This window comes from Mesorhizobium monacense (genome assembly GCF_056781675.1).
Genome location: NZ_CM165567.1, coordinates 1,758,496 through 1,784,829, shown reverse-complemented (window position 1 = coordinate 1,784,829; position 26,334 = coordinate 1,758,496). Strand labels below are relative to the sequence as shown.

At 63.2% G+C, this 26,334-nt stretch carries 25 protein-coding genes, 2 tRNA genes and 2 pseudogenes; 18 read left to right on the top strand and 11 right to left on the bottom strand.

Annotation, left to right across the window (positions count from 1 at the left end; genetic code table 11):
* Positions 1–7 precede the first annotated feature (7 nt).
* The 6 genes from AC1RUK_RS08285 to AC1RUK_RS08260 all read left to right on the top strand — a co-directional run bounded on the left by AC1RUK_RS08285 (position 8) and on the right by AC1RUK_RS08260 (position 4,691).
* Positions 8–994 carry a TonB-dependent receptor domain-containing protein gene (locus tag AC1RUK_RS08285; RefSeq protein WP_481836005.1) on the top strand — a complete coding sequence of 329 codons (987 nt, stop codon included), beginning with the start codon at positions 8–10 and terminating at the stop codon, positions 992–994.
* Between the two features lie 23 nt (positions 995–1,017).
* Complete coding sequence (locus tag AC1RUK_RS08280) at positions 1,018–1,443, top strand: hypothetical protein (protein WP_481839549.1); 426 nt, start codon at positions 1,018–1,020, stop codon at positions 1,441–1,443.
* Positions 1,444–1,488: 45 nt separating this feature from the next.
* On the top strand, positions 1,489–2,814 hold the full coding sequence (tolA, locus tag AC1RUK_RS08275) for a cell envelope integrity protein TolA (protein WP_481836006.1): 1,326 nt from the start codon (positions 1,489–1,491) through the stop codon (positions 2,812–2,814).
* A 148-nt stretch (positions 2,815–2,962) separates the two neighbouring features.
* On the top strand, positions 2,963–3,937 hold the full coding sequence (locus tag AC1RUK_RS08270) for an energy transducer TonB family protein (RefSeq protein ID WP_481836007.1): 975 nt from the start codon (positions 2,963–2,965) through the stop codon (positions 3,935–3,937).
* 66 nt (positions 3,938–4,003) lie between these two features.
* Complete coding sequence (hmuQ, locus tag AC1RUK_RS08265) at positions 4,004–4,318, top strand: heme-degrading protein HmuQ (RefSeq protein ID WP_481836008.1); 315 nt, start codon at positions 4,004–4,006, stop codon at positions 4,316–4,318.
* 1 nt (position 4,319) lies between these two features.
* On the top strand, positions 4,320–4,691 hold the full coding sequence (locus tag AC1RUK_RS08260; RefSeq protein ID WP_481836009.1) for a bleomycin resistance protein: 372 nt from the start codon (positions 4,320–4,322) through the stop codon (positions 4,689–4,691).
* A 20-nt stretch (positions 4,692–4,711) separates the two neighbouring features.
* Here AC1RUK_RS08260 and AC1RUK_RS08255 read toward each other — a convergent pair whose 3' ends face one another.
* Positions 4,712–5,800 carry a glycosyltransferase gene (locus AC1RUK_RS08255; protein WP_481836010.1) on the bottom strand — a complete coding sequence of 363 codons (1,089 nt, stop codon included), beginning with the start codon at positions 5,798–5,800 and terminating at the stop codon, positions 4,712–4,714.
* A 60-nt stretch (positions 5,801–5,860) separates the two neighbouring features.
* Positions 5,861–9,472 (bottom strand): bifunctional proline dehydrogenase/L-glutamate gamma-semialdehyde dehydrogenase PutA, encoded by a 3,612-nt coding sequence (putA, locus tag AC1RUK_RS08250; RefSeq protein WP_481836011.1) that lies wholly within the window; start codon positions 9,470–9,472, stop codon positions 5,861–5,863.
* A gap of 162 nt (positions 9,473–9,634) precedes the next feature.
* Here putA and AC1RUK_RS08245 point away from each other — a divergent pair, with 162 nt between their 5' ends.
* Positions 9,635–10,087 (top strand): Lrp/AsnC family transcriptional regulator, encoded by a 453-nt coding sequence (locus AC1RUK_RS08245; RefSeq protein WP_008876371.1) that lies wholly within the window; start codon positions 9,635–9,637, stop codon positions 10,085–10,087.
* A 1-nt stretch (position 10,088) separates the two neighbouring features.
* Here the strand turns inward: AC1RUK_RS08245 and AC1RUK_RS08240 are convergent, their stop codons facing one another.
* Together AC1RUK_RS08240 and AC1RUK_RS08235 are read right to left on the bottom strand one after the other, a co-directional pair.
* Positions 10,089–11,291, bottom strand: coding sequence for a cytochrome-c peroxidase (locus AC1RUK_RS08240; RefSeq protein ID WP_481836012.1), 1,203 nt, complete (start codon positions 11,289–11,291; stop codon positions 10,089–10,091).
* A gap of 5 nt (positions 11,292–11,296) precedes the next feature.
* Complete coding sequence (locus tag AC1RUK_RS08235; RefSeq protein WP_436172192.1) at positions 11,297–11,740, bottom strand: FixH family protein; 444 nt, start codon at positions 11,738–11,740, stop codon at positions 11,297–11,299.
* A gap of 151 nt (positions 11,741–11,891) precedes the next feature.
* Here AC1RUK_RS08235 and AC1RUK_RS08230 point away from each other — a divergent pair, with 151 nt between their 5' ends.
* Positions 11,892–12,806, top strand: a complete 915-nt coding sequence (locus tag AC1RUK_RS08230) for a sugar kinase (RefSeq protein WP_481836013.1) — start codon at positions 11,892–11,894, stop codon at positions 12,804–12,806.
* Here the strand turns inward: AC1RUK_RS08230 and AC1RUK_RS08225 are convergent.
* From AC1RUK_RS08225 to AC1RUK_RS08215, 3 genes are all read right to left on the bottom strand, one after another.
* Positions 12,803–13,828 (bottom strand): aldose epimerase family protein, encoded by a 1,026-nt coding sequence (locus AC1RUK_RS08225; RefSeq protein WP_481836014.1) that lies wholly within the window; start codon positions 13,826–13,828, stop codon positions 12,803–12,805. The genes AC1RUK_RS08230 and AC1RUK_RS08225 overlap by 4 nt on opposite strands.
* A 110-nt stretch (positions 13,829–13,938) precedes the next feature.
* Complete coding sequence (locus AC1RUK_RS08220) at positions 13,939–15,396, bottom strand: NAD-dependent succinate-semialdehyde dehydrogenase (RefSeq protein ID WP_481836015.1); 1,458 nt, start codon at positions 15,394–15,396, stop codon at positions 13,939–13,941.
* Between the two features lie 202 nt (positions 15,397–15,598).
* Positions 15,599–16,549 carry an AEC family transporter gene (locus AC1RUK_RS08215; RefSeq protein WP_481836016.1) on the bottom strand — a complete coding sequence of 317 codons (951 nt, stop codon included), beginning with the start codon at positions 16,547–16,549 and terminating at the stop codon, positions 15,599–15,601.
* A gap of 214 nt (positions 16,550–16,763) precedes the next feature.
* Between AC1RUK_RS08215 and AC1RUK_RS08210 the strand changes: the two are divergent.
* The 3 genes and pseudogenes from AC1RUK_RS08210 to AC1RUK_RS08200 form a co-directional block, all read left to right on the top strand.
* Positions 16,764–16,847 (top strand): annotated as a pseudogene (locus AC1RUK_RS08210) (transcriptional regulator); the annotation flags it as partial.
* A 118-nt stretch (positions 16,848–16,965) separates the two neighbouring features.
* On the top strand, positions 16,966–17,367 hold the full coding sequence (locus AC1RUK_RS08205) for a hypothetical protein (RefSeq protein ID WP_481836017.1): 402 nt from the start codon (positions 16,966–16,968) through the stop codon (positions 17,365–17,367).
* A gap of 214 nt (positions 17,368–17,581) precedes the next feature.
* Positions 17,582–17,728: a hypothetical protein gene (locus AC1RUK_RS08200; protein WP_481836018.1), complete on the top strand. Its 147-nt coding sequence runs from the start codon at positions 17,582–17,584 to the stop codon at positions 17,726–17,728.
* A gap of 1,004 nt (positions 17,729–18,732) precedes the next feature.
* On the opposite strand, the gene AC1RUK_RS08195 is transcribed toward AC1RUK_RS08200, so the two are convergent.
* From AC1RUK_RS08195 to AC1RUK_RS08185, 3 genes are all read right to left on the bottom strand, one after another.
* The gene (locus AC1RUK_RS08195; protein WP_481836019.1) at positions 18,733–18,948 is read right to left on the bottom strand and encodes a hypothetical protein; all 216 of its coding nucleotides are present in this window, start codon (positions 18,946–18,948) and stop codon (positions 18,733–18,735) included.
* 78 nt (positions 18,949–19,026) lie between these two features.
* Entirely contained in the window at positions 19,027–19,200 is a 174-nt protein-coding gene (locus AC1RUK_RS08190) for a hypothetical protein (protein WP_481836020.1), read from the bottom strand.
* On the bottom strand, positions 19,197–19,451 hold the full coding sequence (locus AC1RUK_RS08185; RefSeq protein WP_481836021.1) for a hypothetical protein: 255 nt from the start codon (positions 19,449–19,451) through the stop codon (positions 19,197–19,199). The genes AC1RUK_RS08190 and AC1RUK_RS08185 overlap by 4 nt, the downstream gene beginning before the upstream one ends.
* A gap of 1,375 nt (positions 19,452–20,826) precedes the next feature.
* Between AC1RUK_RS08185 and AC1RUK_RS08180 the strand changes: the two genes are divergently transcribed.
* The gene (locus AC1RUK_RS08180) at positions 20,827–21,096 is read left to right on the top strand and encodes a hypothetical protein (protein WP_481836022.1); all 270 of its coding nucleotides are present in this window, start codon (positions 20,827–20,829) and stop codon (positions 21,094–21,096) included.
* Between the two features lie 44 nt (positions 21,097–21,140).
* Here the strand turns inward: AC1RUK_RS08180 and AC1RUK_RS08175 are convergent.
* Positions 21,141–21,979 (bottom strand): annotated as a pseudogene (locus AC1RUK_RS08175) (ATP-dependent DNA ligase).
* 166 nt (positions 21,980–22,145) lie between these two features.
* Between AC1RUK_RS08175 and AC1RUK_RS08170 the strand changes: the two are divergent.
* The 6 genes from AC1RUK_RS08170 (at position 22,146) to AC1RUK_RS08145 (ending at position 26,287) form a co-directional block, all read left to right on the top strand.
* Entirely contained in the window at positions 22,146–22,694 is a 549-nt protein-coding gene (locus AC1RUK_RS08170) for a histidine phosphatase family protein (protein ID WP_436172197.1), read from the top strand.
* Between the two features lie 228 nt (positions 22,695–22,922).
* Positions 22,923–22,996: transfer RNA gene (locus tag AC1RUK_RS08165), tRNA-OTHER, on the top strand.
* A 1-nt stretch (position 22,997) separates the two neighbouring features.
* Positions 22,998–23,065 (top strand) — tRNA-Asn (locus AC1RUK_RS08160).
* A 375-nt stretch (positions 23,066–23,440) separates the two neighbouring features.
* Positions 23,441–24,580, top strand: a complete 1,140-nt coding sequence (locus tag AC1RUK_RS08155) for a slipin family protein (RefSeq protein WP_481836023.1) — start codon at positions 23,441–23,443, stop codon at positions 24,578–24,580.
* 178 nt (positions 24,581–24,758) lie between these two features.
* Positions 24,759–25,040, top strand: a complete 282-nt coding sequence (locus AC1RUK_RS08150; protein ID WP_126054139.1) for an acyl carrier protein — start codon at positions 24,759–24,761, stop codon at positions 25,038–25,040.
* A 56-nt stretch (positions 25,041–25,096) separates the two neighbouring features.
* Positions 25,097–26,287: a beta-ketoacyl-ACP synthase gene (locus AC1RUK_RS08145; RefSeq protein ID WP_481836024.1), complete on the top strand. Its 1,191-nt coding sequence runs from the start codon at positions 25,097–25,099 to the stop codon at positions 26,285–26,287.
* The last annotated feature ends 47 nt before the right edge of the window (positions 26,288–26,334 follow it).

Below are 26,334 nucleotides of genomic sequence, written 5' to 3'. Positions count from 1 at the left end.
CTATGGCGTGCAGGCCAGCCATCAGGATCGCGTCGGGGTCAGTCAGCTCGTCACCGGAACCGGCCACGCCATCAACACCCATCCGGAAGGCACCGACAACAAGCTCGGCGCGTTCGTGCAGAACGAATATGTCTGGAATGAAAGACTGACGCTGATCGCCGGCATGCGCGGCGATTTCGTCTGGCGCCAGCCCGGCGATGCCGCCGAGTCGCTTGGCAACGCGGTTGACGTCAACGATCAGGCGTGGTCGCCGAAGATCGCGGCGCTCTACAAGTTGAACGACAATTTCGGCGTGTTCGCCTCCATTGCCCATACAGAACGGCTGCCGACGCTTGACGAACTCTATACGTGGTCAAAGGGCATCAGCCTCGACCTGAAAAAGGAAAAATCCAACAACTATGAGGTGGGATTCACCGTCTCCGGCAACGATATCCTCCAGGATGGCGATGCCCTGAGCTTGAAAACCACAGGCTTCTACAATGACCTCAAAGATCTCATCCAGACGACCGCAACAGGTGCCACCAGCTACTTCTACAATGTCGGCAAGGCACGGATCTACGGGGTCGAGGTAGAGGGTGCCTATGATTCGGACTACGTCTTCGCCAACCTTGCCTATACGGGCGTGAAGGGCGAGAACTTGGTGCCCGGCTCGACCTACGGCAATCCACTCACGACCATCCCCTCCCATAAGATCGTGTTTTCATTGGGCGGACGCTTGCCGGATCGCGACCTGGAGTTCGGCGGCCGCGTGACCCACGCATTCGAGACTCCAAACAGCATTCAGGGCACGGTCGCTTTGCCGAAGACGGCGGATGCCTGGACCACTGTGGACGTCTTCACTTCGTGGAAGCCGCAATCCGGCCAGTTCGAGGGCTGGCAGGCGCAGTTCGGCATCAACAACATCTTCAACGCCTACTACCGCGACGCATTGGCGCTCGACTACGCCAAGGGCCGAACCTTCAAGCTGACATTGGCAAAACAACTGGACTGGTGAGAATGATGAAAATCACGGCGGCTATGACGCACTTCCTGAGCGCGGCGACTGTCGTCGCCGCCGTGGTCAGCCCAGCGCATGCCGAGGGCACCGCGCCGGGCCAGGGGCTCTCCCTCGAGCTCAACGGCGCGCAACCCTCCGACAAAGGTTGCCGGCTGACCTTCGTGGTTGCCAACAATCTCGGCGCCGACCTTTCCAAGGCGGCGTTCGAGATCGCCTTGTTCAACGATGCGGGCGTGGTCGACCGGCTGACCGTCCTTGATTTCAAGGATCTGCCGGCCGGCAAGACCAAGGTGACGCGTTTCGATCTCGCCGGCACCGACTGCGCCAAGCTCGGCCGCGTGCTGATCAACAGCGCGACGGAGTGCGTGGGCGCCGGCGTCGAGCCGGCCACATGCCTGCGCAGCCTGAAGACCACGACCAAGACCGGCATCGCCTTCGGCCTGTGAGGGGGTGCGACGTTGGGGCTGGAACCGGCATTCTCGCAAAACACCATGGCCTGGCCCCTGGCCGGGCCTTTTGCTTTGCCGCAGGAGCCGGACGATCCCGATTTCACCATTCCGCACGGCTCGCTGCAGTCTTCGCTCCGCGACACGCCGGAGAAAAACTATATCGTCGATACCAGCGGTGAGCTGACCACGGCACCGGCCGAGCCGCTGGGCGTCAAGCAGACACGGCAGCCAAGGCGCGAATGGAAAGCCGCTGTGGTTTTCTCCTGCATCCTTCACGCGGCGGCGGCAATGGCGTTCCTTGCCACAGGCGATGAGCCCGTTCTGATCGAGGGCGCTGACCAGTCCGGCATCATGTTGCTCGGCAACGCGCCGGAGGACCAGTCGGCGGCCGGCGACATGACGGAAGCCCCGCCGGAGGCGACCAAGGTGACGCTGGTCACCATGCTCGATCCAAGGCCAGTGCAGACTGTGGAAGCGCAACCGGTTGCGGCGACCGAAACGACCCAGCCGGTCGAAACCACCGAAGCAGAGACGCCGGACACGGCGACGCTGGAGCCTCTGCGGGAGGCACCGGATCGGCCCGCTTCCACACCCGACCGAGTCGATGCTGTCCCCGACGAGCCGGCGACGGCCGCGATCGTCAATCCCCTGCCTGAGATCCTGGCGGTCGATCGGCTGCAGCCGGTCGAAGACGACAACGCCGTTCAGAGGCCCGCGGAACCGTCGACGACGACAGTCCAGGCAACCGAAACGACCCCCGAGAAAACGCCACCCGTCGAAACCTCCGAGAAGGTTCCGGCTGAGACGGAGCCGCAACCGGCGCCTGCGGAAAAGAAGCCCCCACCTGCGAAGCCCAGGAAAGCCGAGCCTGCGAAAAAGCCGACCAAGAAGGTGCAGAAGGCTGAAGCACAAAAGAGACAGGCTAGCGCGCAGAAGAATGCGGAAAAGGCGGCTGCCAAGCAGGTCAAGTCCGGCTCCGGCGGCCAGAATGCGGCCGACGCCAGGCGCGGCGTTGCCGAGGGTGAGGCCGACGGCAAGACAACGACGAAAAGCCACGGCGGGAAATCCGGCGTTGGCAATGCGTCCGTGTCCAACTATCCGGGCAAAGTGGCCGCCAAACTGCGGCGCGCGTTGCGCGACATGCCTAGTTCCGCGCGGGCGAAGGCGCGCAACGATGTGCAGGTGACCTTCGTCGTCAGCGCCAGTGGCGGGGTCGGCGGCATCCGCGTCGCACGCAGTTCCGGGTCGACTGAACTCGACGCGGCTGCACTCGCGGTCATACGCCGCGCAGCCCCCTTCCCCCCCATCCCGGCCGATGCCGGCCGATCGAGCTGGGCGTTCACCTTGCCGCTCGGCATCGTGCGCTGATCCGGATGGTATGCGCGTCGGGACTGGAACCCGCCCTCGCCCGAAATACTGTTGCCTGGCCACTGCCGGCTTCTTTGCCCAGCCACGTGCGGCAATTGATCTTGATTTGACAATACCACGTCGCTCGCGGCAGTTCTCGCCGCGAGACATGCAGGAAATCAGCCCCCTCCCCAACGCCGGCAGCGAGCTGGCGATCCCGCCGGCCGAGCCGATTGCACCCGCGCGGCCATCTGGCCCGAACCGTAAATGGACGGTAGCGATCATCGCCTCGTGCCTGCTCCATGCCGCTGCTGCGGCGGTGTTTCTGATCACACCTGCCGGGAGGTTCGATTCCAGGGATGCGATACAGTCTGAAGGCACTGATCAATCGGGCGCCGACGTGGTCGGCAGCGCTCTGGATGGCCAAGAACCCGGCGTGATGGACGTGACCTTGGTGCCCGATCCGCGACCCGCCAGGCCCGAGCCAGTTCGACCCGTCCCGCCGACCGACACGCCTCAACCGGCAAGGGAGGCGACCGCGACCAACCCTCCGCCGGAAGCTGCCAAACAGGCAACGGACGCTGCGGACATACTGACAGCGGCCACCCCACGCCAGGACGACCAGAATGTCGCTGCAAGCAGTGAGCCGCCGGCATTGCCTGCGATCCAGACGCAAAGCACCGAGGCGCCTCCTGCCGATCCCGGAAAGCCGCCACCGATCCCAACCGCGAGGCCAAGCGCAACAGCCGGGCTTGGAGGAACAAGCAAAACAAACGATTCGCGTGGCGCGGCAGATGGCGAGGAGCGCGACCAGGCGTTGATCTCCAGCAAAGGCAAAAAGCGGGCCGCGGCGGGCAATGCGATGGAATCCCGCTACAGCGGTGAAATTCAGAAGAAGCTTGCCCGCGCCAATCGTCGCGTTTCGAAATCCGTGCAAGCGAAGGCTCGCAACAATGCCAGGGTCGTTTTCGTTGTCATGGCCGACGGCAGCATCAGCGACTTGCAGCTTGCCGAAAGTTCAGGTTCTGCCGAGCTTGATCAATTCGCTTTGACATTGGTGCGCCAGCAAGCACCGTTCCCTCCCATTCCACCCGAGACCGGCAGGTCAAGTTGGGTGTTCAAAGCGCGGATCGGTCCGTTTTAAGAACCTCGACCTCGTCGTTTCGGACCTCCATCAAACAGCACAATACGCAATCCCGAAAGGAACCCAATGTACATCGCCATGAACCGCTTCAAGGTCCAGAACGGCTCGGAAACCGCCTTCGAGGACGTCTGGAAGAACCGCGATTCCAGCCTTTCGGAAATGAAGGGTTTCAGGGAATTTCATCTGCTGCGCGGCCCGGCCAACGAAGCGGAAGGCTACACGCTCTTTGCCTCGCATACAGTGTGGGCAAGCCATGAGGATTTCATCGCCTGGACCAAGTCCGAGAATTTCCGCGCCGCGCACCGCAACGCCGGCACATCGAAGGTGCATTATCTCGGCCATCCGCAATTCGAGGGCTTTTCCGTCGTCGAGGGCGCCTGAGATGGCATCGCCCGCGGCCGACCCGGCCCGCAGCATCCCGGTCCTGCCCTCGCCCGACATCGCGGCGACGCGCGATTTCTATTGCGACGAGCTCGGTCTCGGCATCGTCGGGCCGGGGATGGACGACTATCTGATCGTTCGCCGCGGCGAAATCGAGATCCATTTCTGGAAGAGCGACGACCGCAAACTGCCCGAAGTTTCATCCTGCTACATCAGGGGTGGCGAGGTGCCGGCGCTGCACGCCGAATTTTCGGCGCGCGGCGTCGAGAAGCTCAGCCCGTTCACCGTGCGGCCATGGAACATGAAGGAATTCTACGTCCGGGATCCGCACGGCAATTTGCTGAAATTCGGCTGCGCACCCGAAGAGATCTGAAGCTTCGCCGGGCAACGGTGTCAGCGTAGCGCCCAACCGAACAGCCGCCGCACTCTCCGCGTGAAGCGCTTGCGCAGCTGTCGCCGGCGGTCCTTGCGACCGAGAAACGGCGTCAGCCGCGGATCGGCTGCCAGAGTGCCGAACCGCCTGACATGCTGCGTCAGGAACCCGGGCACGAAATCCCTGCCGTTGATAGCGCGCAGCCGCTCCGCATGGGCCAGCACATAATCGAGGACATCCGCGCCCATGGTCGCTTCAAGGGCAAGATAGGCCGGCGATTGCTGCACATGGCCGCCGGCATAGGCAGCGCCAGCCGATGCGTTGGCGCCATGCAGTCGGTAAAGGCCGAGGCTCTCGGACAGGATCAGACTGCCAGCAACCAGATGCGCGCATGTCGCGGCAAAATAGTCAGTCCCTATCATCACCCGAAACGGGAACGCCAGAACCGGTTCCAGCGCACCGCGCCGGAAAACCATCGACGAGGTCGGCGCCCACATCCAGCCACAGGCGCCGGGTCCGAAATAGGTCACCGGATGGTCCGATTGATAGGCAAGCTCGCCAGCCATCGCGCCAAGCTGCCTGAAGGCCGGAATGCCGATCCCGGCCGCTTCCGGTTCCGATCGCGGCTTGCGCAGCACGACATAGGTGCTCGCGAGCAAGGTCCGCTCGCTATCGACGAAGAAAACATCGGAGCTGGATAGCGACGCCGATCGCGTCGCGTTGAGATGCGCCGACAGATGCGCAAGCAAGAAATTCGGCAGCCAGATGTCGTCGGCATCGAGGAATGCAACGAAAGGCCCGTCGGTCGCGGCAAAACCATCGCGAAATCCCGCGATCTGCCCGCCATTCTCCGAGCGCGCGATCAGCCGCAGGCGCGGGTCGCCAATCGCCTGGAGGAGTTCGCGGACATGTTCGGCCGAGCCGTCGGTCGAGGCATCGTCGACGATGACGCAGTCCCAGTTCCGGTAGGTCTGCGCCAACACCGATCGGATCGCCTGTTCGACGTATGGGCGGTAATTGTAGGAGGTGATGACCACCGCCACGCGCGGCAGCTCAAACGGTGGAGACGTGTCTTCCATCTGATCGGCCTCGCCCGCTCGAATTGCCACCCATGTTGATCCGGCAGCTTTTGCTTTGCAACTCGACGCAGGCGAGCGAATTACGAAAACCTAGGCGGCCGCCAGCAGGCTGGCATTTCCGCCCGCCGCCGTGGTGTCGACGCAGACGGCCCTTTCATGTGCATAGGCCGCCGGGTTGAGCACCTCGCTGACCAAAGGCACGATCGGGCCGCTGCGCTCGGCGATGACCTTGCGCACGATGCGCGCGGCCTCGGGCGTGCCGGAGAAGGCGACGACGTCGACGCGCAGCGAACGTGCCTCGACCGGATCAGGGCGGCCGTCTATGGCCGCCAGCGGCAGGCCCTTGCCGGTCAGCGCCGACAGTGCCGCCGGCGCACCGGGCGCTACCGCAAGCACGGCGTTGCCGGCGGCGAGCGCCTGGATGGCCTGGGCCAGCAGCGTATCGACATCCGGCCCCAGGCAGAGCACCCGACCACGCGGCGACAGCGACAGCGTGTTGGCTTCGCCGGTCGGCCCGGGCAGGTCGACCTGGCCGAAATCGATGCTGGCGGCAGCACCTATGGCCGCAGCACCCTTGCCGCGCAAATGCTTGCGCAGGACGGCGACGCGATCGGGCCGCGTCGACCAGCCGCCAAGCGTCGGATCGGGCAGATTGTCGGCAAGCTCGGTCGCCGTCACCTTATGGCCTTCCTCCAAATGCGTGCCAGCCTCCGGACCCTTGCGGAAGCGCCTCAGATAGTGCGGACCGCCGGCCTTCGGCCCAGTGCCGGAAAGCCCCTCGCCGCCGAAGGGCTGCGAGCCGACCACGGCGCCGATCTGGTTGCGGTTGACATAGATGTTGCCGGCATGGATACCGTCGACGAAATGCTGGACGCGGCCCTCGATGCGGGTGTGCAAGCCGAAAGTCAGGCCATAGCCCTTGCGGTTGATGGCGGCGATGACGGCGTCGATCTCGTCGGCGTCGAACGTGGCGACGTGCAGCACCGGGCCGAACACCTCGCGCTCCATCTCCTCGATGCCTTTGACCCGAAACACATGCGGCGCGACAAAGCGGCCGCTCTTCGGCTCTTCGAGCTTGGCGATCAGCCGGCCCTGCTGGCCCATTTTCGTACAATAGTCTTGGATCGAGGCCTGCGCCTCGTCGTCGATGACCGGGCCGACGTCGGTCGAAATCTGCCACGGATTGCCGAGGTTGAGCGCTTCCATGGCGCCCTTCAGCATCTCCAGCATCTTCTTCTCGACGTCCTTCTGCACATAGAGCACACGCAAGGCCGAGCAGCGCTGACCGGCGCTCTGGAAGGCCGAGGCGAGGATGTCGCGCACCGCCTGTTCGGGCAGTGCGGTGGAATCGACGATCATGGCGTTCAGCCCGCCGGTCTCGGCAATCAGCATGGCGTCGGGCGCGGCGGTCTCGGCCAGTTGCTTCTCGATCAGCTTGGCGACCTCGGTCGAACCGGTGAAGCAGACGCCGGCAATGCGCGGGTCAGCCGTCAGCGGTCCACCGACCGACGGACCGTCGCCCGGCAGCAGCTGGATGACGTCTTCAGGCACGCCGGCCTCACGCAGCATTTCGACGGCGCGGAAGGCGATTAGGGGTGTCTGCTCGGCCGGCTTGGCGATCACCGAATTGCCGGTCACCAGCGCGGCTGCGATCTGGCCGGTGAAGATAGCGAGTGGAAAATTCCACGGCGAAATGCAGACGATCGCGCCACGCGCCTGCGTGCCGCTCTCGGCATTCGCCGCCTCGGCCGCATAGTAGCGCAGGAAGTCGACCGCCTCGCGCACTTCGGCAACGCCGTCGGCGAGTGACTTGCCCGCCTCGCGGGTGGCGAGCGCGAAGAACTCGACGGAATTGGCCTCGTAGAGATCGGCAGCGCGGTTGAGGATCGCGGCGCGCTCGGCGACGGGACGTTTTGCCCATGCCGGCTGCGCCTCCACCGCGATGCGCACGGCGGTCGCAACCTGCTTGGCGTCCGCCTCGTGGACCGAACCCACTACTTCGTCCGGCTTTGCTGGATTGGCAACCGGGCGCTGCTTGCCGTAGCCGGCGGCGCGGGTGATCGGCTTGGCATGCCAGCGGTCCGATCCGGCAAATTCCGCCTTCGCCTTTTCGATCGCGGCCAGCGTCACTGTATCGGTGATATCGAATCCCCTCGAGTTGCGACGTCCACCCCCAAAGATGGCAAAAGGCCGGGCGATTGCCGGATTGGCGGCCGGACCCTGTTGCTCCACCGTATCGAGCGGATCGCGGGCGATATCCTCGGGCTCGACCTCCTCGTCGGTGAGCTGGTGGACGAAGGAGGAATTGGCGCCGTTCTCCAGCAGCCGGCGGACCAGATAGGCCAAAAGGTCGGAATGGGCGCCGACCGGCGCATAGATGCGGCAGCGCGTGCCTTCGGCCTGGCGCACCGTCTCGTGCAGCGCCTCGCCCATGCCGTGCAGGCGCTGGAACTCGAAGGCATCGCGGTTCGTCGCCATCGACAGGATGGCGGCCACGGTATGGGCATTGTGGGTGGCGAACTGCGGATAGATGCGGTCGGTCATCGACAGCAGCTTCTTCGCGCAGGCAATGTAGGAGACGTCGGTGTTGGCCTTGCGGGTGAAGACCGGATAGCCGTCGAGCCCGAGCGTCTGCGCCCGCTTGATCTCGGTGTCCCAATAGGCACCCTTGACCAGCCGCACCATGATGGTGCGGTCGTATTTCCTGGCCAGTGCATAGAGCCAGTCGATGACGAAAGCCGCGCGTGGACCATAGGCCTGGACGACGACGCCAAAGCCGTTCCAGCCGGCGAGCTCCGGTTCCGCCAGCACGCGCTCGATGACGTCGAGCGACAGATCGAGGCGATCGGCCTCCTCGGCGTCGATGTTGAGGCCCATGCGCGAATGCCGCGCCGCCAGCGCCAGCGACAACAGCCGCTCGGCCATGACCGGCAGCATCTTGTCTTTCTGCGCCACCTCGTAGCGCGGATGCAGCGCCGACAGCTTGACCGAGATGCCGTGGTTCTGGCGGATGTCCGGCCCATTGGAACCGGAGTCGAGCGAGGAAATCGCGTCGGCATAGGCCTTGTGATAGCGCAACGCGTCGGCCTCGGTGCGGGCCGCCTCGCCCAGCATGTCGAAGGAATAGAGGTAGCCCTTCTGCGTCATCGGCCGGCCGCGCTTGACGGCCTCGGCGATGCTGCGGCCAAGCACGAACTGCTCGCCCATTTCGCGCATCGCCGCTGCGACCGCCTTGCGGATAACCGGTTCGCCGAGCCGGCGCACCATGGCGCGCAGCGTGCCTTCGATGCCACCCTCGCCTTCGTCGAGCACGCGCCCGGTCAGCATCAGCGCCCACGTCGAGGCGTTGACGAAGATCGAACTCGAGCCGCCCGAATGCGCCGACCAGTCGTGCGGCGCGATCTTGTCGGCGATGAGGTCGTCCATCGTCTCGGTGTCGGGCACCCGCAGTAGCGCCTCGGCCAGGCACATCAGCGCCACGCCTTCCTTGGTCGACAGGCCATAGGCGGAGAGAAAGACTTCCATCAGCCTGGGATCGGACGAGCCGCGCACCGCCCGCACCAGATCGGCGGCACGGGTCGAAATCGCGTTGCGGTCCTTCGTCGACAGTTCTGTCGCCTCGGCCAGCCGCTTCACCGCCTGATCTTCGTCTGGCAGATAGCTGGCACGGATCTGCTGGCGGATGGCATCGAGCGCTGGCATGGCGGTCCTGTGAACGAGCAAGAGGGAGCGGACCGGCGGTCACCGGACCGAATGGCGCAAACTAGCACAGTTGAGGATTTCGGTCGGTCCAAAGAAATCGACAAGGCAGATCGATTGATCTATCATTTGCGCCAGTATCCCACCAATTTGACCACAAAATCGATGACCGAAGACCAATTGGACCGCATCGACCGGAATATCCTGTCGGCGCTGGCGCGCGACGGGCGGCTTTCCATGTCGGAACTCGCGGCAAAGGTCGGCCTGTCGAAGACGCCGGTGCAGGCCCGGGTCAAGCGGCTGGAGAAGGACGGCTTCATCAGGGGCTATCAGGCGATCATCGACCGCGAGCGCATGGGCGAAGGCCATGTCGCCTTTGTCCAGGTGAAATTGTCGGACACGCGTTCAGCTGCCCTCGACGCCTTCAACCGCGCCGTACAGGCGGTGCCGGAGATCGAACAGTGCCACATGATGGCATCGAGCTTCGACTATCTTCTCAAGGTCCGCACCACCGACATCGCCGCCTATCGCCGTGTGCTGGGCGAGCGCATCTCGGCGCTCCCCCACGTCGCCCAGACCTCGACCTTCGTGGCGATGGAGACTGTCAAGGACCGCTGACTCACTCGGCCAGCGTCTTCAAAAACGCCACCAGGGCTGCTCGTTCACGGTCCGAAAGCTCAAGCGGGTGGACTTCGGACGTGCCTTCGACGCTTGCCGGCGCCTTCGAATAATGCGCCACCACCTCCTCGAGCGAGGAAAACTGCCCGGCATGCATATAGGGCGGTCGCGTCGCTGCACCTCGCAGAGACGGCGTCTTGTAGGCGCGGATCAGTTGCGGTCCTGTCTTGACCATGAAGCGCAGCTCGCGACAGGCGTTGTCGTCGCCGTCGCGAAAGGCGCCGAAGCAGTTGAAGGGATCGGCCTCGACCTGCGCCACGGCGTCGATGCGGCCGCGATCCGGCGGCAGGTCCGCGACCGGCGGCACGCCGGTGTTGTGAAAGCTGTTGTCGCTGAAGCGCGGGCCGTTGTGGCAGGTCACGCAATTGGCCTTGCCGATGAACAGTTTCAGCCCAAGGATCTCCTCCGCCGAAAAGGCGTCGTCGCCTTGCGGCTTTGCCCCCGATGACAGGTCGATGGCAAAGCGGTCGAAGCGTGTCGGCGGCGGCTCGATGGATCGCTCGAAGGCGGCGATCGCCTTGCCGATATTGGCGAAGACACGATTGACGTCCTCGGCCTGGCTGGCGGGCATGGTTTTCCATGCCGCCTTCTCGGCATCGGTGCCGAGCGGGCTGGCATTGGCAGGCACGCTCGAAAGATCAGGCAGCGGCCCGAAGATGCGCTCGTAGCGCTCGCCGAAACGCTTCTTGATGTAATGCGCGAAGGCGGCGCGGTTGCCCGCATGCTCAAGCGGATTTTCCAGCGGCGTCAGCGCCTGAGCCCACAGGCTGTCGCGCCGCCCATCCCAGAAGAACCAGGGATCGCGCGCGACACCGGCCAGCGGCATGGTGCGGCGGTTGGTGCGGCCGACGCCGACTGCTTGCGGCAGGTCGTCCTGGAACTGGCGGTCGATCTTGTGGCAGGTCGAGCAGGAGACCGTGCCGTCGCGGCTCATGCCCTGATCGAAGAACAGCGTCGAGCCAAGTGCGGCGGCAGCTGGAACGTCGGCAAAACGGTTGGTGGTGTCGGGCTTCAGCGCCGGCAACGTGTTCAACGCCAGCGAGGCAATGGTTTTCTTCTCGGCATCGGAAAACTCCGGCTTGCCGCAGCCGGCAATCATGGCCATCACCGCCAGCACGAGAAGACACAAGAGACGGCGGTTCATCTAGTTCACAGCACCAAATTGAAGACGACCGTATCGGAGCCGGCCGCCGCGGAAATGGCGAAACGCAATTGCCACCAGCCGCTCATGGTGAATTTCAGCCCATCGATACGGTAGCGCCCCTCTCCCAGATAGTCGGTCGCCTGCGGGCTGGTCGGCAGGCCGTGACTGTGCAGCGGCATGCCGCCGGAAACCGTGATCGCAGCACCCTCCACCGGCACACCCTTGACCGTCTTCAGCGTCAGCAGCCAGGATTGCAGTTCGCCCTGCCTGACGACGCCGCGCTCCGGTTGGAAACTGGCGACGAACAGCCCGTTCGCCGTCGTCTTCGAGCGCGACGTGTCGGCACCCGGCGCCGTCTGCGGGGCGGTCAGGTAGACGATCGCCAGTATGCCGACCAGCAAGGCGGCCAGACCGAGGCCCGCGAGAAGATAACGCCATAGGGATGCCAAACCGGTTCCTTTTCCAAGACAACGTTGTAGCGGGCGGATCGCGTCCCCACCGCTGTGGGAAAACGCTTCTGGCGCAAAAAACGGCCTGCGCCAAGCATGGCGCTGCCGGTCGCAAAAAGCTACAGCAGCAAAATTATCTGGAGAGAGATACATGGCGGGAATCGCCTCGGTCGGTGAGTGCATGCTCGAGCTGTCGGGCCAGGCTGGGCCGAACTGGCGCATGGGCTTTGCCGGAGACACGTTCAACACGCTATGGGCGCTGCATGCGCTGAGCAGCGACCGACCAGCAACCTACGTTTCTGCCTTCGGCGACGACCCGTTCTCGCAGGGGCAGATCGCTTTCTTCGCCGAAAATGGCATCGGCATCGGCCAGAGCCCGGTCATCGCGGGCGCCCGGCCCGGCCTTTATGCCATCACACTGACCGGCGCCGAACGTGCCTTCACCTACTGGCGCGCCGACGCTGCCGCCAGGCAGCTTGCCTCGGATCCGGCCGCACTGGCAAAAAGCCTTGAAGATCAGGCGCTTGTCTACTTTTCTGGAATCACCCTCGCAATTCTGGACGATGCCGCGCGCAAGACATTGCTGGCGGCGGTGGCCAAGGCCCGCGCTGCCGGTTCGCTCGTCGCCTTCGATCCCAATTACCGGCCACGCCTGTGGCGCAATCGCGAGGACGCGCAGGTCGCAATCCTCGAAGCGCTTGCCCTCACCGACATCGCCCTGCCGACCTTTCCCGACGAGCAGATGCTGTTTGGCGATACCACGCCGCAGGCGACCGCTGAGCGGCTGGGAATGCTGGTTGGCGAAGTCGTCGTCAAGAACGGCGAGGAAGCGGCGCTTATCGCGACGAACGGAGCCTTTCATCTGGTTCCAGCGGTGCATGTCGCAACCCCTGTCGACACGACCGGCGCCGGCGATTCCTTCAATGGCGGCTACCTCGCTGCCCGGCTCGCCGGCCACGCTCCCGAAGCGGCTGCACAACGCGCGCATCGCGTCGCCGCCGCCGTCGTACAGGTGCGCGGCGCACTGGCACCATTCGAGACCCTAAGGGCTGCTTTCGCAACCTAAGGCAAAAGGAACCGGTATTCCGTCACCTGATGGTAGATCTGCCCGGGCCACAGCGTCGCCTGCGGGAAATAGGGCCGGTTCGGCGCATCCGGCCAGACCTGTGCTTCCAGGCAGAAGCCCGAGAACGCCTTGTACTGGCGCCCGTCCAGCCCTTGCGAGGACGGCGTCAGGTACTGACCGGTATAGAGCTGCAGGCCGGGCTCCGTGGTCCACACCTCCATCTCGACGCTGGAAGTCGCGCCTTGTGCCCAGGACGCCTGCTTCAACGGCCCGCGTGTCGGGGCAAGGCAGAAATTCAGATCGTAGGGAAGCTGCTCGCCCTCGCTTTCCATGCGCAGCGGCCGCGCCTGGCGGAAGTCGAAGGGCGTGCCGTCCACCGGCTTGACCGCGCCGGTCGGGATCATCTCGCCGTCGATCGGCGTGTATGCGCCGGCATTGAGCATCAGCCGGTGGTCGAGGATGTCGCCGGCGCCGCCATCGTCGAGGTTGAAATAGGAGTGCTGCGCGAGATTGCACAGCGTCGGCTCCTCTGAGGTCGCGGTCAGCTCGACGCTGAGCGTTCCTGGGATCTTCAGCCGGTAGGTGCAGGTCACGTCGAGCGCGCCCGGAAAGCCCATCGTACCGTCGGGGTCGTGCAGGGTCAGTGTGACGAAATCCCTACCATGCAGCGAGACGGTCCATGGCCGGCGGAAATAGCCTTGCGAGCCGCCATGCAGCGTGTGCTTGTCGAGGAAGTTGCGCTCCGTCTGGTAGCGATTGCCGGCAATGGTGAAGCGGCCGTCGCGGATGCGGTTGGCGTAGCGCCCGACGACCGCGCCGAAGAACGCCCTGTCGGTCTCGTAGGGCTCGAAACGGTCATAGCCCAGCACCAGCGGCGCATCGTGTCCGGAGAGGCGCAGATCCTGGATGATTGCGCCAAGCCCGATGATGTTGGCGGTGAGGCCGCCGCCACGGATGGTGAAGCGGCGGACGGCGTCGCCCGCCTGCGTCGTACCGAAGACCTCGCCGTCCTTCATCGTCATGCCCGAAAGTCAGTTCGTTGATCTATCGACTTCGGCCGGTTGTCGTCTTTCGGCCGGGTTTGACGTATCGAAAGGGCAGGTTTGCGCCTGCCCCACTCTTCCGATGGCTATCAGAGGCCGAGGCCGCCGATGCAGACATATTTGGTGTCGAGATAATCCTCGATGCCCTGATGTCCGCCCTCCTTGCCGAGGCCCGATTCCTTGACGCCGCCGAACGGCGCTTCCGGCGTGGTGATGAGACCCTCATTGACGCCGACCATGCCGTATTTCAGCCCTTCCATGACCCGGAAGGCACGGCCGAGATCGCCGGTGTAGAAATAGCAGGCAAGGCCGAATTCGGTGTCGTTGGCCAGAGCGACGGCCTCTTCCTCGGTCTCGAACTTGAACACGGGCGCGACCGGCCCAAAGATCTCTTCCTTCATGAAGCGCATCTTCGGCGTCGCGTTGGCGATCACCGTCGGCTGGAAGAACGAACCGCCGAGCGCATGGCGCTTGCCGCCGGCGACGACCTTGCCGCCCTTGGAGGTCGCATCTGCGATCAGCTCCTCGACCTTCTCGACCGCCTTCTCGTCGATCAGCGGCCCCTGCTGCACGCCCTCTTCGAGGCCGGAACCGACCTTCAGTCCGTCGCTGGCGGCCGCCAGCTTCTCGACGAACTTGTCATAGACGCCGGCCTGTACCAGGAAGCGGTTGGTGCAAACGCAGGTCTGGCCCGAATTGCGGTACTTGGCAGTGATCGCGCCGGCGACGGCACGCTCGATATCGGCGTCGTCGAAGACGATGAACGGCGCATTGCCGCCGAGCTCCATCGACACTTTCTTGACGGTCACCGACGACTTCTGGATGAGCATCTTGCCGATCTCGGTCGAGCCAGTGAAGGTGATCTTCGACACCAGCGGATTGGCGCAGATCTCGTCGCCGATTTCGGCGGCAGCACCGGTCAGGATGTTGACGACACCCTTGGGGAAGCCGACTTCCTCGGCGAGCGCACCCCAGGCCAGGCCGGAATAGGGCGTCTGCGTCGCCGGCTTGACCACGGCGGTGCAGCCGGCGGCCAGCGCCGGGCCGAGCTTGCGGGCGAGCATCGAGGATGGGAAATTCCACGGCGTGATGGCGGCGATGACGCCGACCGGCTCCTTGGTCACCAGGATGCGGCGGTCCGCCCACGGCGACGGCACGACGTCGCCATAGGTGCGGCGGCCTTCCTCGGCGAACCAGAGGATATAGGACGCGGCCGAGCCGATCTCGCCCTTCGATTCGAACAGCGACTTGCCCTGCTCGATGGTCAGGAGTTCGGCCAGCACGTCCTGATTGTCCATCATCGCGTCATGCAGCTTGCGCAGCAGCTTCGAGCGCTCGAGCGCGGTGGTCTTGCGCCAGGTCTTGAAGGCTTCATGGGCGGCTTCGATTGCACGGCGGGTCTCCGCCTTGCCCGACTTCGGCACGATGCCGATCTTGAGGCCGGTGGCCGGGTTGTTGACGTCGAGCGTCTGGCCGCTGTCGGCCTGCACCCATTCGCCGTTGATGAGATTGGCCTGCCGCATGAAATGGCTGGTTTTCTGAAGCATGGTCTAACCTCCGTTCGGCGCAAGTGGCGGGCCGGTCGCTGATTTCTTCGGTGGAGCGTGCGCAATGGCCTCGAAGCCGGCACGCTGGGGCACTGCTCTTTACCTAGGGCAAGCCCCGCAAGCAATCGCAATATGGCATATAGGGGTTAGGCCAGAGAAGGCGAGAGCAGCGCTCGCCAGGCTCCCGTCCGGGAACACGATCCTACCCGAAAATGTGGACGACTACGGTCAGCCAAAACGCCGTGGTGACCACCGCGCTCGCGGTGGCGATGGTCATCTGGTTCGACGCCAGAGCCTGGCCGGTGTTGAACTGCACGGCGATGAGATAGGTATTGATGCCGGACGGCAGCGCTGCCACCAGGACCGCCACCTTCGCCGTCAATGGCGGCATGCCGAACAGCCAGACCAGGCCGAGCACCAGCCCCGGCATCAGGAACAGCTTCAACGCCGACAAAGCGAGCGCCGGCCGGACATTGCCGGAGATGCCGAAGCGGCGCAGGCTGAGCCCCATCGCGAACAGCGCCACCGGCCCTGCCGTGGCGGCCAGAGCATCGACCAGCCGCATGACCAGGTCCGGCAGCGGCGCCCCAGTGATACGCCAGGCAAGCCCCACCAAGATGCCGATGATCAGCGGATTGACGAACAGCCGCCATAAGAAGCTCTGGATGACGCGCAGCGGATGCACAGGCTCGTTGCCGCTGCGGCCGAACATCTCGAACAGGATGATCGAGGCCGCCATCGTGACCGGCAGGTGAATGGAAACCAGCAGCGACAATACCTCGAACCCGTCCTGTCCAAAAATGCCGAGGATGAAGGGGGCTCCCAGCAGGACCACATTGGAATAGGCCGACGAAACACCGCCGACCACGCCGGCGCGGGCGTCTCGCCCGAACATTCGCGTGGTGACCAGATGGCCGGCGGCCCAGGTGATGGCGAACGCCGTGAAATAGGCGCCCCACAACGACCATGGCGCCACGCCATGGAAGTCCGACTTCACCATTGTCTGCAGCAAGAGCAGTGGCATCGCCACGTTGATGGCGAATTCGGAAATGCCCTCGCCGCTCGCCGGCTTGAGATAGCCGGTGAGCCCGACCAGATAGCCGAGCGCGACAAGGCTGAAGACAAAGAGGACGGTTTCGATGAGCGGAGACATTTATTTGATACAACGCCTTGAAATATAACGATAATCTTTATAATTCGGATACGTCTTCCAAAGCATATTCCTAAAAACCGACTCTATTATCTAGCACCATTATCATGCGCAACAAAAACCCCGCCGAAGCGGGGTTTGTCGTCTCCCGCCGAGAGTTAGGCCGCCACCAGCACCGGCACCCACGACCAACAGAACGCGCACGTCAGAGGATGCCGCCATCCGCACCGCCCTCGAAGCGGCCGGCGTCGAGTTCATCCCCGAGAACGGTGGCGGCGCGGGTGTGAGGCTGAGGAAATGACCGATGCAACCCTGAAACCCGACATCGTGTAGACGCGCCGCTGTTCATCGACGGTTCAGGCTCCTTGGCGTAAACTAGATAGCCAGCAACTGCGTCTTCCTATTCAGAGGAGTCCGCGATGAAAAGGCTCTTATCAGCCCTAGCGGCCACAATCTTGGCCGCATCTTTCGCCTTGCCGGTCAACGCCGCGCCGATGTTCATGCAGAAACCCGAGCAAATGCGGGCCGACGTGGTCGAACCCGTCAAACACTGGAAAAACGGGAACGGCAATCGTTACTGGCGGAATGGCCGTCACTGGAACAACGGGAACGGCAATCGTTACTGGCGGAATGGCCGCCACTGGAATAACGGGTACGCATGGCGGTCTTGCCGCTACTACGGGTCATGCTATCCACGCCGCTACTACGGCTACCGTAACTACTATCGGCCATACTATCGGCCGTACTATCAGCCGTACTATCAGCACTACTATCCAGGCTACTACCCTGGCTCGGGAGTGAACATTTATCTGTCGTTCTAGCTAGCTGGATGTCCCATATCCACAGGGCTGAAACGGCCAATAGCTGCGGCTAGCGTCGTGGCGTTGTCGGCGCGCTCTGGATCCCGCATCATCGATGCGATCTCCGTTACTGCCCCTGGTGAAATCATCAAGCGCGCGCTTGTGGCGGCGAAGCTTTGCGCCGTGAACAACCCGGGGATTCACAGATTCCCGGTTTCGATCTAGACTCCCCCTGATGGACACGGTCTTCGATGATCTCTCCCGCACCCTCGCACAGCCCCGCAGAGACGTGCGCGCCGTCGTCCGCGTCATCGCCCTAGACTTTGCCAGCAAGCTCCTTATGGGCCTTGGCGTCGGCATCGGAATGGCGATCGCCGGCTAGGCGCTTTGCCTTCGGCATTACGGCGACAATCCACCTTCTGCCAGAATAACAACGGTAACTGTTGATGACTTTGCTGGACCAGCCAAGCGCGTCAACGCTCTACGGCTGTATTAGAATCTGCGTCGTATCTTGTAACTGCTGCTGGGTCGCATCATAGTTTGGGCTCCTTGGGTTCCTTGGGCTCCGGGGGCTCCGGGGGCTCCGGGGCATCTAGATCCTCTTTCTCGAAGAAGTTTCCAGCCTGACCCTGAACAATCCCTAGCTACCCCGATTACCTCATTCCCGCTGCGCATTATAAAGCTACCATCACTACGTGTTCCGATAGTGACTGGTCCTGATGGTGCTGGAATTGGTGCCTCTTGACCAAAAGCTGTGCCGCAAAACAATGTTAATGCAATACTCAAGGGACTGACCAAGGAACGCATTGGAATAGCCTCCCTAGTTGTTAATTTAGCCATACCCTTATCACATTTCTAACACGAGGGCGACGAGGTCACGCCATGATCATTCCTCGTCGCAAAAACCCAGCATCGGCCTGGCGCTGGCTGGCTGAACCGTCGCCGGCCTAGAAAGAGGCCATCTGGAACGAGTTGGCACCCGACTGAGTTGATCTCCGTGAGGTGATCAAGATGTCAGTCAAGAAAGAAGACTACCGGACGAACAGGGCCGACTACCAGATTGCGAAGAGGCTGATTATCGCCAAGGCTGACAAGCCGAAAAAGAACGCGGGTCGGCTTCATGATCAGCGTTCAGCTAGACTCTCCGAGAACCCCTCAGAGACGTCCGAGAGGCACAGATCGAGCCGCTCCGACAGATGATCTGATTTTCGCGTCTATCGCTGAATGCGTCGGGTCCGCTGCCGGGGAGACAGCGGACTCAAACTCGGGCCGAGAGGGGCAAGGCCCTTTATGATCCCTATGCGGGGATCATGGTGATAACACTGGGCGGGTACAAACGTTCCGTCGGCTGAAAGATATATCCAGTCGATTGCGACAGCGCTCATGCTAGTCGTCCAAAAGTGGAGTCTCATTGTGACGATTGCCATCATCAGGAGGCCATATCTGCCTGTCGCCCAGCATCAAGCGGTAGCGCCGGTCCAGATGATTGATGACCTCGTTCGCTTCGGCCGTCGTGTAAAAGACGGCTATGCCTTCCACCGTTTCGCCGTCGACGCGCTCAAGGCGATAAGCATCCTGCCGCGGAGGGTCTTTGTAGGCCAATGAATACGCGCTCCCCAAGAGGGGTATTTTAGGCGCGTTTCCATGAACATTTATTAAGGCGGCAAAGCGGGCAGCCAGCTAGCGCCTCTTCTGCTTCGGGGTGATCTCCTCGATCTGTGCCTTGACGCCGTCCTGCACCATCGCCTGTTCAAACGCCTCGGCTTCGGCCTTGTCTCTGGTGGTCAGCACGGTGCGCCACGAAGGTTTTTCATACACGCTGACGACGTAGGTCGTCGCCGGCTTGTCGGTCATTGCGTTGCCTTCCGGTAGGCGTTTGGCGTGGTGTCCGGCGTATAGATCAGCCTGACTGTCCTGCCGCCACATCTGCCGCATTTCAGCTTTCGAACGAGGTCTTCGGCCGTTGCCGGCGCGTCCCGTCCGAATCGATCGCGAAGCTTCACCAAATCCAGTGGTTTGCTGTTGTTGCAGGGCGAGTAATGGCAATACGCCGTCACCGTCATCTTCGCATCGATCAGAGATTGGAACGTCCAGCCCTTGCCCATGAGCCGATATCCTCGGCCTGTGCCCCTGGCTACCGGCCCAAGTGAATTATCTGGGAAAGATCGGCGATGTCGCCATAGATCATCGAACCTTTGACGAGAAAACACTTGCCACCTAGAACCTCGAAGAGTGGGCTTGACGCGGTGCAAACCGGCGGGACCTTACGGTCCGTGGCTCCGGCATAGCCGACGCTGATCGCGAGGATAGCGATAGCACAGAGAGTCGTTTTGCTCATACCTAACCCCTAAAGCCAACTGGCTTTTTGGGCCGCAAAACCGGGTTGCCGTCCCTTTAAGTAGCATCGGGCCACATGATCTTCATTTCATCGATTGGAGACACGGGCTCATCTATTTGCCGTAGGCGCAAAAGACGGGTTCACCCCGCCGGCGAGCTGGCATCACTACCGGTTGGCATCCGTGGGCCTGTATGGGCCGGCGCCAATCCATTCCTGCCGGCCGCTGTCCCACGACGCCGAAGCGGCCTGAAGGGCGTCCTGGCGCTTCTCTGGTGGCACCGCCCTAGTGAGAGTCCGCCACGGCTGGGTAGCGCTAACCATCTGCCGCCATTTCCCTATCGCACGTAATTGCATGTGCTATTTTCCTCTCGCCAAAGGGGGCGATGGCCGATGCTGGTGAACTGTGCGGGATGCACGTTCGTAATAGGTTCAAGCACCCAGAAATGCCCCAAGTGCGGGCATGAACGCGGCTCGTCTGTTGGAAAGGTCCTATCGGACTTTGTGGCAGGCGACGGCGAGAGGCGGGTCAAGTCCGTTCAGTTTGAACGGCTCGTGCTGGTCATAGCGATGTGCATCTTCGCCGCGTGCCTCATGGCGCTTGTCTATTCTGCAGAAAACAAATTCCTGGCTGGGTTTAGGATTCTTCCGGCCTGATGATCCCCTCAAGCCCCGATTGAAATCCGCGTAGCCTGTGGCAAAATACAAGGCAGGGTTGGCATTGAGGGCGGCCCTTATGGCTTTGACACGCTACAGCGGTGTATTCGAGCCTGCCGATCTGGAGTTGCTCCAGCGGGTGTTTGACCAACTGTGCCGAGAGCGCCGCCTTGCCCTAAAAGACAAGGAACAGCGGGAACTCTCGCCGAGGAAGTCGTCATCGTTTTCCAGAACGGGGTCATGAACGAAGCGGAGCTATGGCAGGCGCTTTCGAAGCGCCGCAAGGCCTAGTCATCTGCCTCTGTCAGATCGCTCTCTGGGTCGCGAGACTCCCAGACCTACACAAGTCGGGCGCGCCGGAATAATTCCGGCATGAGAGCCGTTATCTCCTTAGCCAACGGAGGGTAAGGCAAAAGGGATTTGAATTCCCTTTGTTGAAGCGGCCAGTCCGGCTGCGGCTCGTTCTGGCCTTACAAGGAGTCCAGAAAATGAAAAAGCACACGCTCATTCTTGCTGCCACCGGGGCATCGCTCATCGCTTTCGCTGGCCTCGCCAAGGCGGACGACCATCTGTTCAATGCTCTTCAGCATGGCCTCAGCCCTGACGGCCACCCCTTCCAGGAGAATAAGGCCGGCCATAGCGGCGACCTCGCGCCTGGGCAGGGCAGCCCGTTTACAGGTGCCGACACCCAGACGCCGGCTACCGACACCGAGGCGGCGAACGAGCATGCGAATGTGAAAGACCGCCAGGCGAAGTGACTTGAATTCCCGCCGCCGGGGTTGGGCGGCGGCGGCGGCAAGGATCAGCTTTCATCTCGAAAGTCCTGCAGCGAAGCGTGCCGCAAGTCGTCCTCGCCCCGCAGGTGCTTGACGCGCCCGATCAGCCCCGGCTTGACCCAGACAGTCGCCGGCCGCTTCATGCCCTTTGGCGGCTGTCCTGGGGCTTCCTGGACGCGCTTCCAAAGCCGCTCCCGCATCTCCCGATTGGCGTTGATGAAGGCGCTGCCGACGTAGCGGCCGGTGCCGCGCTCGGCCATCAGTGCAAAGGCCGCTTTGCCGGGCTCGCGCTCGACGCCGAGCAGATCGTATTCGTCGATCGTGAAAGCTTTCGTCTTCAGCCAGGCGGTTGACGGGCCGCTGCGATATCTGCTGTCCTTGCGCTTCGACACCATCCCCTCAAGACCGCCTTGTCGACCAGCTCAAAGATTGCCTTGGCATCGCCCGGCAGCGCCTGGCTGAACTGAATGCGACCGTCGTCCGGGATCATGGCTTGCAGGACCTCGCGGCGGTCCTCGAGCGGCATGCCGCGAAGATCATGGCCGTTGAGGTGAAGCAGGTCGAAGGCCACGAAATACAGGTCGTGCTGGCGCCGGGTGATGGCCTTGCGAAGCGCCTTGAAGTCGGACAGGCCTGCGTCATTGGTCACGATCACTTCGCCGTCGATGATCGCGCTCTCGACACCCAACTCTCCGGCCGCCTTGGCGAGGTCGCGGTATTTGGACGTCCAGTCCAGCCCGCGACGAGTGAACAGGCGCACGCCGGCTTCGTCGATGATGATCTGGGTACGGTAGCCGTCGAATTTGACTTCGTGAATCCATGCGTCCCCCTCAGGAGGCTTCTCGACCAAAGCGGGCGGAGACATTTTTCCCGTGATAGGCGAGCCCTGATTGCGGCGCAATCGCCCTGCCCTTCCAAACCGCATGGTGCGGAAACGGGCCCTTTGACCCGTACTTGTCTTTCAGCCGGCTTTGCCGTCCCTATATGCCGGTCACCGGACCACCTGCCGGTGACCGGGAGAAAGATAACTGATGGTTCGATTTCTGCTGGCGCTGCTCCTGCTTGTCGTTCCCGCCGCGGCCCACGCCACGGATGCCGGCTGGGCGCTGCTGCGCGACGGCGGGCATGTCGTGCTGCTGCGCCACGCCATGGTCACCGGCACCGCGGATCCGGCCAATTTCGACATCGCCAAATGCCCGACCCAGCTCAATTTGTCGGCGCGCGGCCAGCAGCAGGCAAGCCGGATCGGCGCGCTGTTCGCCGCGCGCGCCGCCCCGATCGAGCGCGTGCTCTCCAGCCGCTACTGTCGCTGCCTCGACACCGCCCGCATCGCCTTCGAGGCCGAACCCGAGCCCTTCGCGCCGCTTGATCTGCTGAAGACCGATCCGGCGGAGAAAGCCGCGCAGCTGGCGGCGGTGATGACCGAGATCCGCGGCTATTCCGGGTCCGACAATCTGGTCCTGGTCACCCATCTGGAGAACATTGTCGCCCTCACCGGCGTGTCGCCGCGCGAGGGCGAAGCGGTGGTGGTCGAGCCGCAAGGCGACGGCCTGCGCGTGCTCGGCCGCGTCACCTTCTGACGGCACCGAAGCCCCCGCCTGGCGCCGAGCATGTGTTGCCGAAATGCCACCATCGAAAGAAGCCGCGAATAAGCCGCGACAATGCCGCTTGCGACAACCCGTCGCAGGGGCTATAGGCGCGCTCCCGGTCACGAAAACCGAAGCGAGCACAACGGTTGGAGCTTTCGCCTCCGCCCGCGCAGGTGGCTTTGCCACCCTGTGTACGGCGCCGTTTCGGGTGTTGGGATTGCGGGTGTAGCTCAGGGGGAGAGCGCCGGATTTGGGTCCGGAGGTCGAGGGTTCGAGTCCCTTCATCCACACCACGGATAGCTCAGTTTGGGTAGAGCATCAGATCGTTAATCTGACTGTCGAAGGTTCGATTCCTTCTCCAACGGCCTCGAAAGCCGACACCTTAGGGTGGTGTTATCTGAAAAAACGGTCCGGGGACCGGAATGCGAAAGACCTGACGGACGGCCGAAGCCCTCGGGCCGAGGCCGCATCGAAAGGTCTGACGCCATCGGCTCGCGGCCAGGCCCGCGGTGACGATCAAGGCGCAGCGTCGCCGGCAAGGGAGGCTTCGGCTTCCGGCGCCCGCTTCGCTGCCCCGCGATCCGCTCCCGAAGGCCCGCCGCGGATTGATGCCACCGGTCCCCGGATCATTCGAGCCGGGACGTGAAGCAAGAGACGACGTGAAACGAGAAACGAAAAGGAAGATCGACGCATGACTTGACGCCTCGCATGGGGCCATGCCCGACAGGAGTAAGACAATGACCATTCTCGATAAGGTTCTTGGACGCGAGCGCGTCCTTGTTAAGGAAAACGAGCGTGCCGTCACCCTCTACAAGGGTGAGATCAAGGCTGTCCTGATGCCAGGCGAACACTGGCTCGCCAACCGGCGCCAGAGCCTTGAAGTCGCGCGGCACGATCTGAAGAACCCGGAATTCGTTTCGGCGTACGAGAAGGCGTTGTTCGACAAGCTCCCGGATGTGGCCGCGCGTCATTTCACTGTCGTTCGCACCGGGCGCACGGATGTCGCCGTCATCGAGCGTGACGGCAATCTCCATGCCGTCCTGGCGCCGGACCGCAAGCTCGTGCTGTGGACGGATGCCGGACCGTGGAAGGTCACGATGGTCGACGCCTCGGCCGATCTTGCGATTGATCCGGCGGTCATGCGCCGGCTCGGCCAGGCCCGGAAGACGGAACTGATGTCCGTCCATCCGGTCGTCGACGGCCAGGCCGGACTGCTGTTCGTCGATGGTGTCCTTGTGCGGACGCTCACGGCGGGCGTGCATGCGTTCTGGAGCGTCGGACGCATGGTGCAGGTGAAGGTCGTCGACCTCAAGCGCCAGTCGCTCGATGTCGCCGGGCAGGAAGTGCTGACCAAGGACCGCGTCACGATCCGCGTCAATATCGCCGCCGAATACCGGGTCGTCGATCCGGTCAAGGCGGTGAGCGCCGTGAAGGACTTCGCCGAAGCCCTCTACCGCGCCCTGCAGTACGCCTTCCGCAAGACGCTTGGCGCGCTGACGCTCGATCAGATTCTCGAGAAGAAGGTGACGATCGACGAGGAAGCGGCGGCCAAGGTCCGCGCCGACATGGCCGGGATCGGGGTCGAGGTCAGCGATATCGCGCTCAAGGATGTCATCCTGCCGGGCGAGATGCGCGAAATCCTCAACCAGGTGGTTTCGGCCGAAAAGCAGGCCGAGGCCAACGTCATCCGCCGCCGCGAGGAGACGAACGCGACGCGTTCCCTCCTCAACACGGCCCGGGTGATGGCCGAGAACCCGGTGATGCTGCGCCTGAAGGAGCTCGAGGCTCTGGAGACCATCGCCGGCAAGGTCGAGCGGCTGACCGTCCACAACGGCACGGGCGGGCTGCTGAACGACCTGGTCAAGCTCCGCGACTGAGCTGACCCGACGTCAAATGGGAAGGGCCGCCGGGCAAACCGGCGGCCCTTCTTGTCTTTGCATGGGAGGCATCCCATCTGCGCCCGGCGTATCAGGCCTTTTCCTGCCCGGAAAAACCGATTAGACAGCGCCCAAACAAGATGCGGACAGATTCCGCCCGCAACCGAAGGAAGAGCCCTTGTCCACCACGTTCGACAAAGTCGCCAAGATCATCGCCGACACCAGTGAGATCGATATCGAGACGATCACGCCCGAAAGCCACACCATCGACGATCTCGGCATCGACAGCCTCGATTTCCTCGACATCGTCTTTGCCATCGACAAGGAATTCGGCATCAAGGTGCCGCTGGAAAAGTGGACGCAGGAAGTCAATGACGGCAAGGCCTCGACCGACGATTACTTCGTCATGAAGAACCTGTGCGCCAAGATCGACGCGCTGGTCGCCGCCAAGAACGCCTGACGTCTGCTGAGCGCGTGACCTTGACGCGCTCTGCCGCCTGACCCACAAAGCCGCCCATGAACAGCCCCCGCGACGTCGTCATCACCGGCATCGGCCTTGTCTCTTCGCTGGGAGAAGGTCCGGATGCGCACTGGCTAAAGCTCGCCCAGCCGGGCCTGCAGCCGGTGCTGGAGGCCGCGCGCTTTGCGCCTTACACCATCCACCCGCTGCCCGAGATCGACTGGAACCTGCAGATCGCCAAGCGCGGCGATCAGCGGCAGATGGAGACCTGGCAGAGGCTTGGCACCTATTCCGCCGGCCTTGCGCTGGACGATGCCGGCATCAAGGGCAATGACGAGCTTTGCGCGACCATGGACATGGTGGTGGCCGCAGGCGGTGGCGAGCGCGACGAGGCGGTCGATGCCGCGATCCTCGCCGCCTCGGAAAGCCGCAACGACCGCGACGTGCTGCTCAACGAGAAGCTGACCACGGAATTGCGCCCGACCTTGTTCCTGGCGCAATTGTCCAACCTGCTCGCCGGCAACATCTCCATCGTCCACAAGGTCACCGGCTCGTCCCGCACCTTCATGGGCGAGGAAGGTGCCGGCGTCGCCGCCGTCGAGACGGCCGCCGCGCGCATCCGCTCCGGACAGTCGACGCATGTGCTGGTTGGCGGCGCCTTCCAGACCGAACATTCCGACATGCTGCTTGGCTATGAACTGGCCGGCTATTTGCATCGCGGCGCCTGGAAGCCGGTCTGGCAAAGACAGGGCGGCGAAGGCGGCGGCGTGGTGACCGGCTCCGGCGGCGCCTTCCTGGTGCTTGAGCAGCGCGAGTACGCGCAAAGCCGTGGACGCAAGATCTACGCCGAACTCGGTCCGGTCGTGTCCGGACGCGCCAGGCGGCGGCTCGGCGAACTCGATGCCGAGATCGCCACGCTGCTCAGCCAGGCTGCATTGCCTGACGGTGAATTGCTCGCGATCTCAGGTGCTTCCGGCGCCCATGCCGCTACCGCCGCCGAGAAGGCCGTGCTGGACGCCCATCCGACGATTGCCGCGCGCGCGTTCTCGACGCTGACCGGCCACATGAAGGAAGCGCAGTTCCCCTTCGCCGTGGCGCTCGCAGCGCTGGCCGTCGACCGCAAGGCCGCCTATCCCGCTTTCGATGCCACGGTCGAAAAGCCGTTCGCTGGCGTTCCCAGGTCAGTGCTTGCAACGGCGATCGGCTATCACCAATTCGAAGGTATGGGGCTGATCAAAGCGGCCTAGACCATGATCCCAAAAAGTGGAAATCCGGTTTTTGGATAAGATCATGG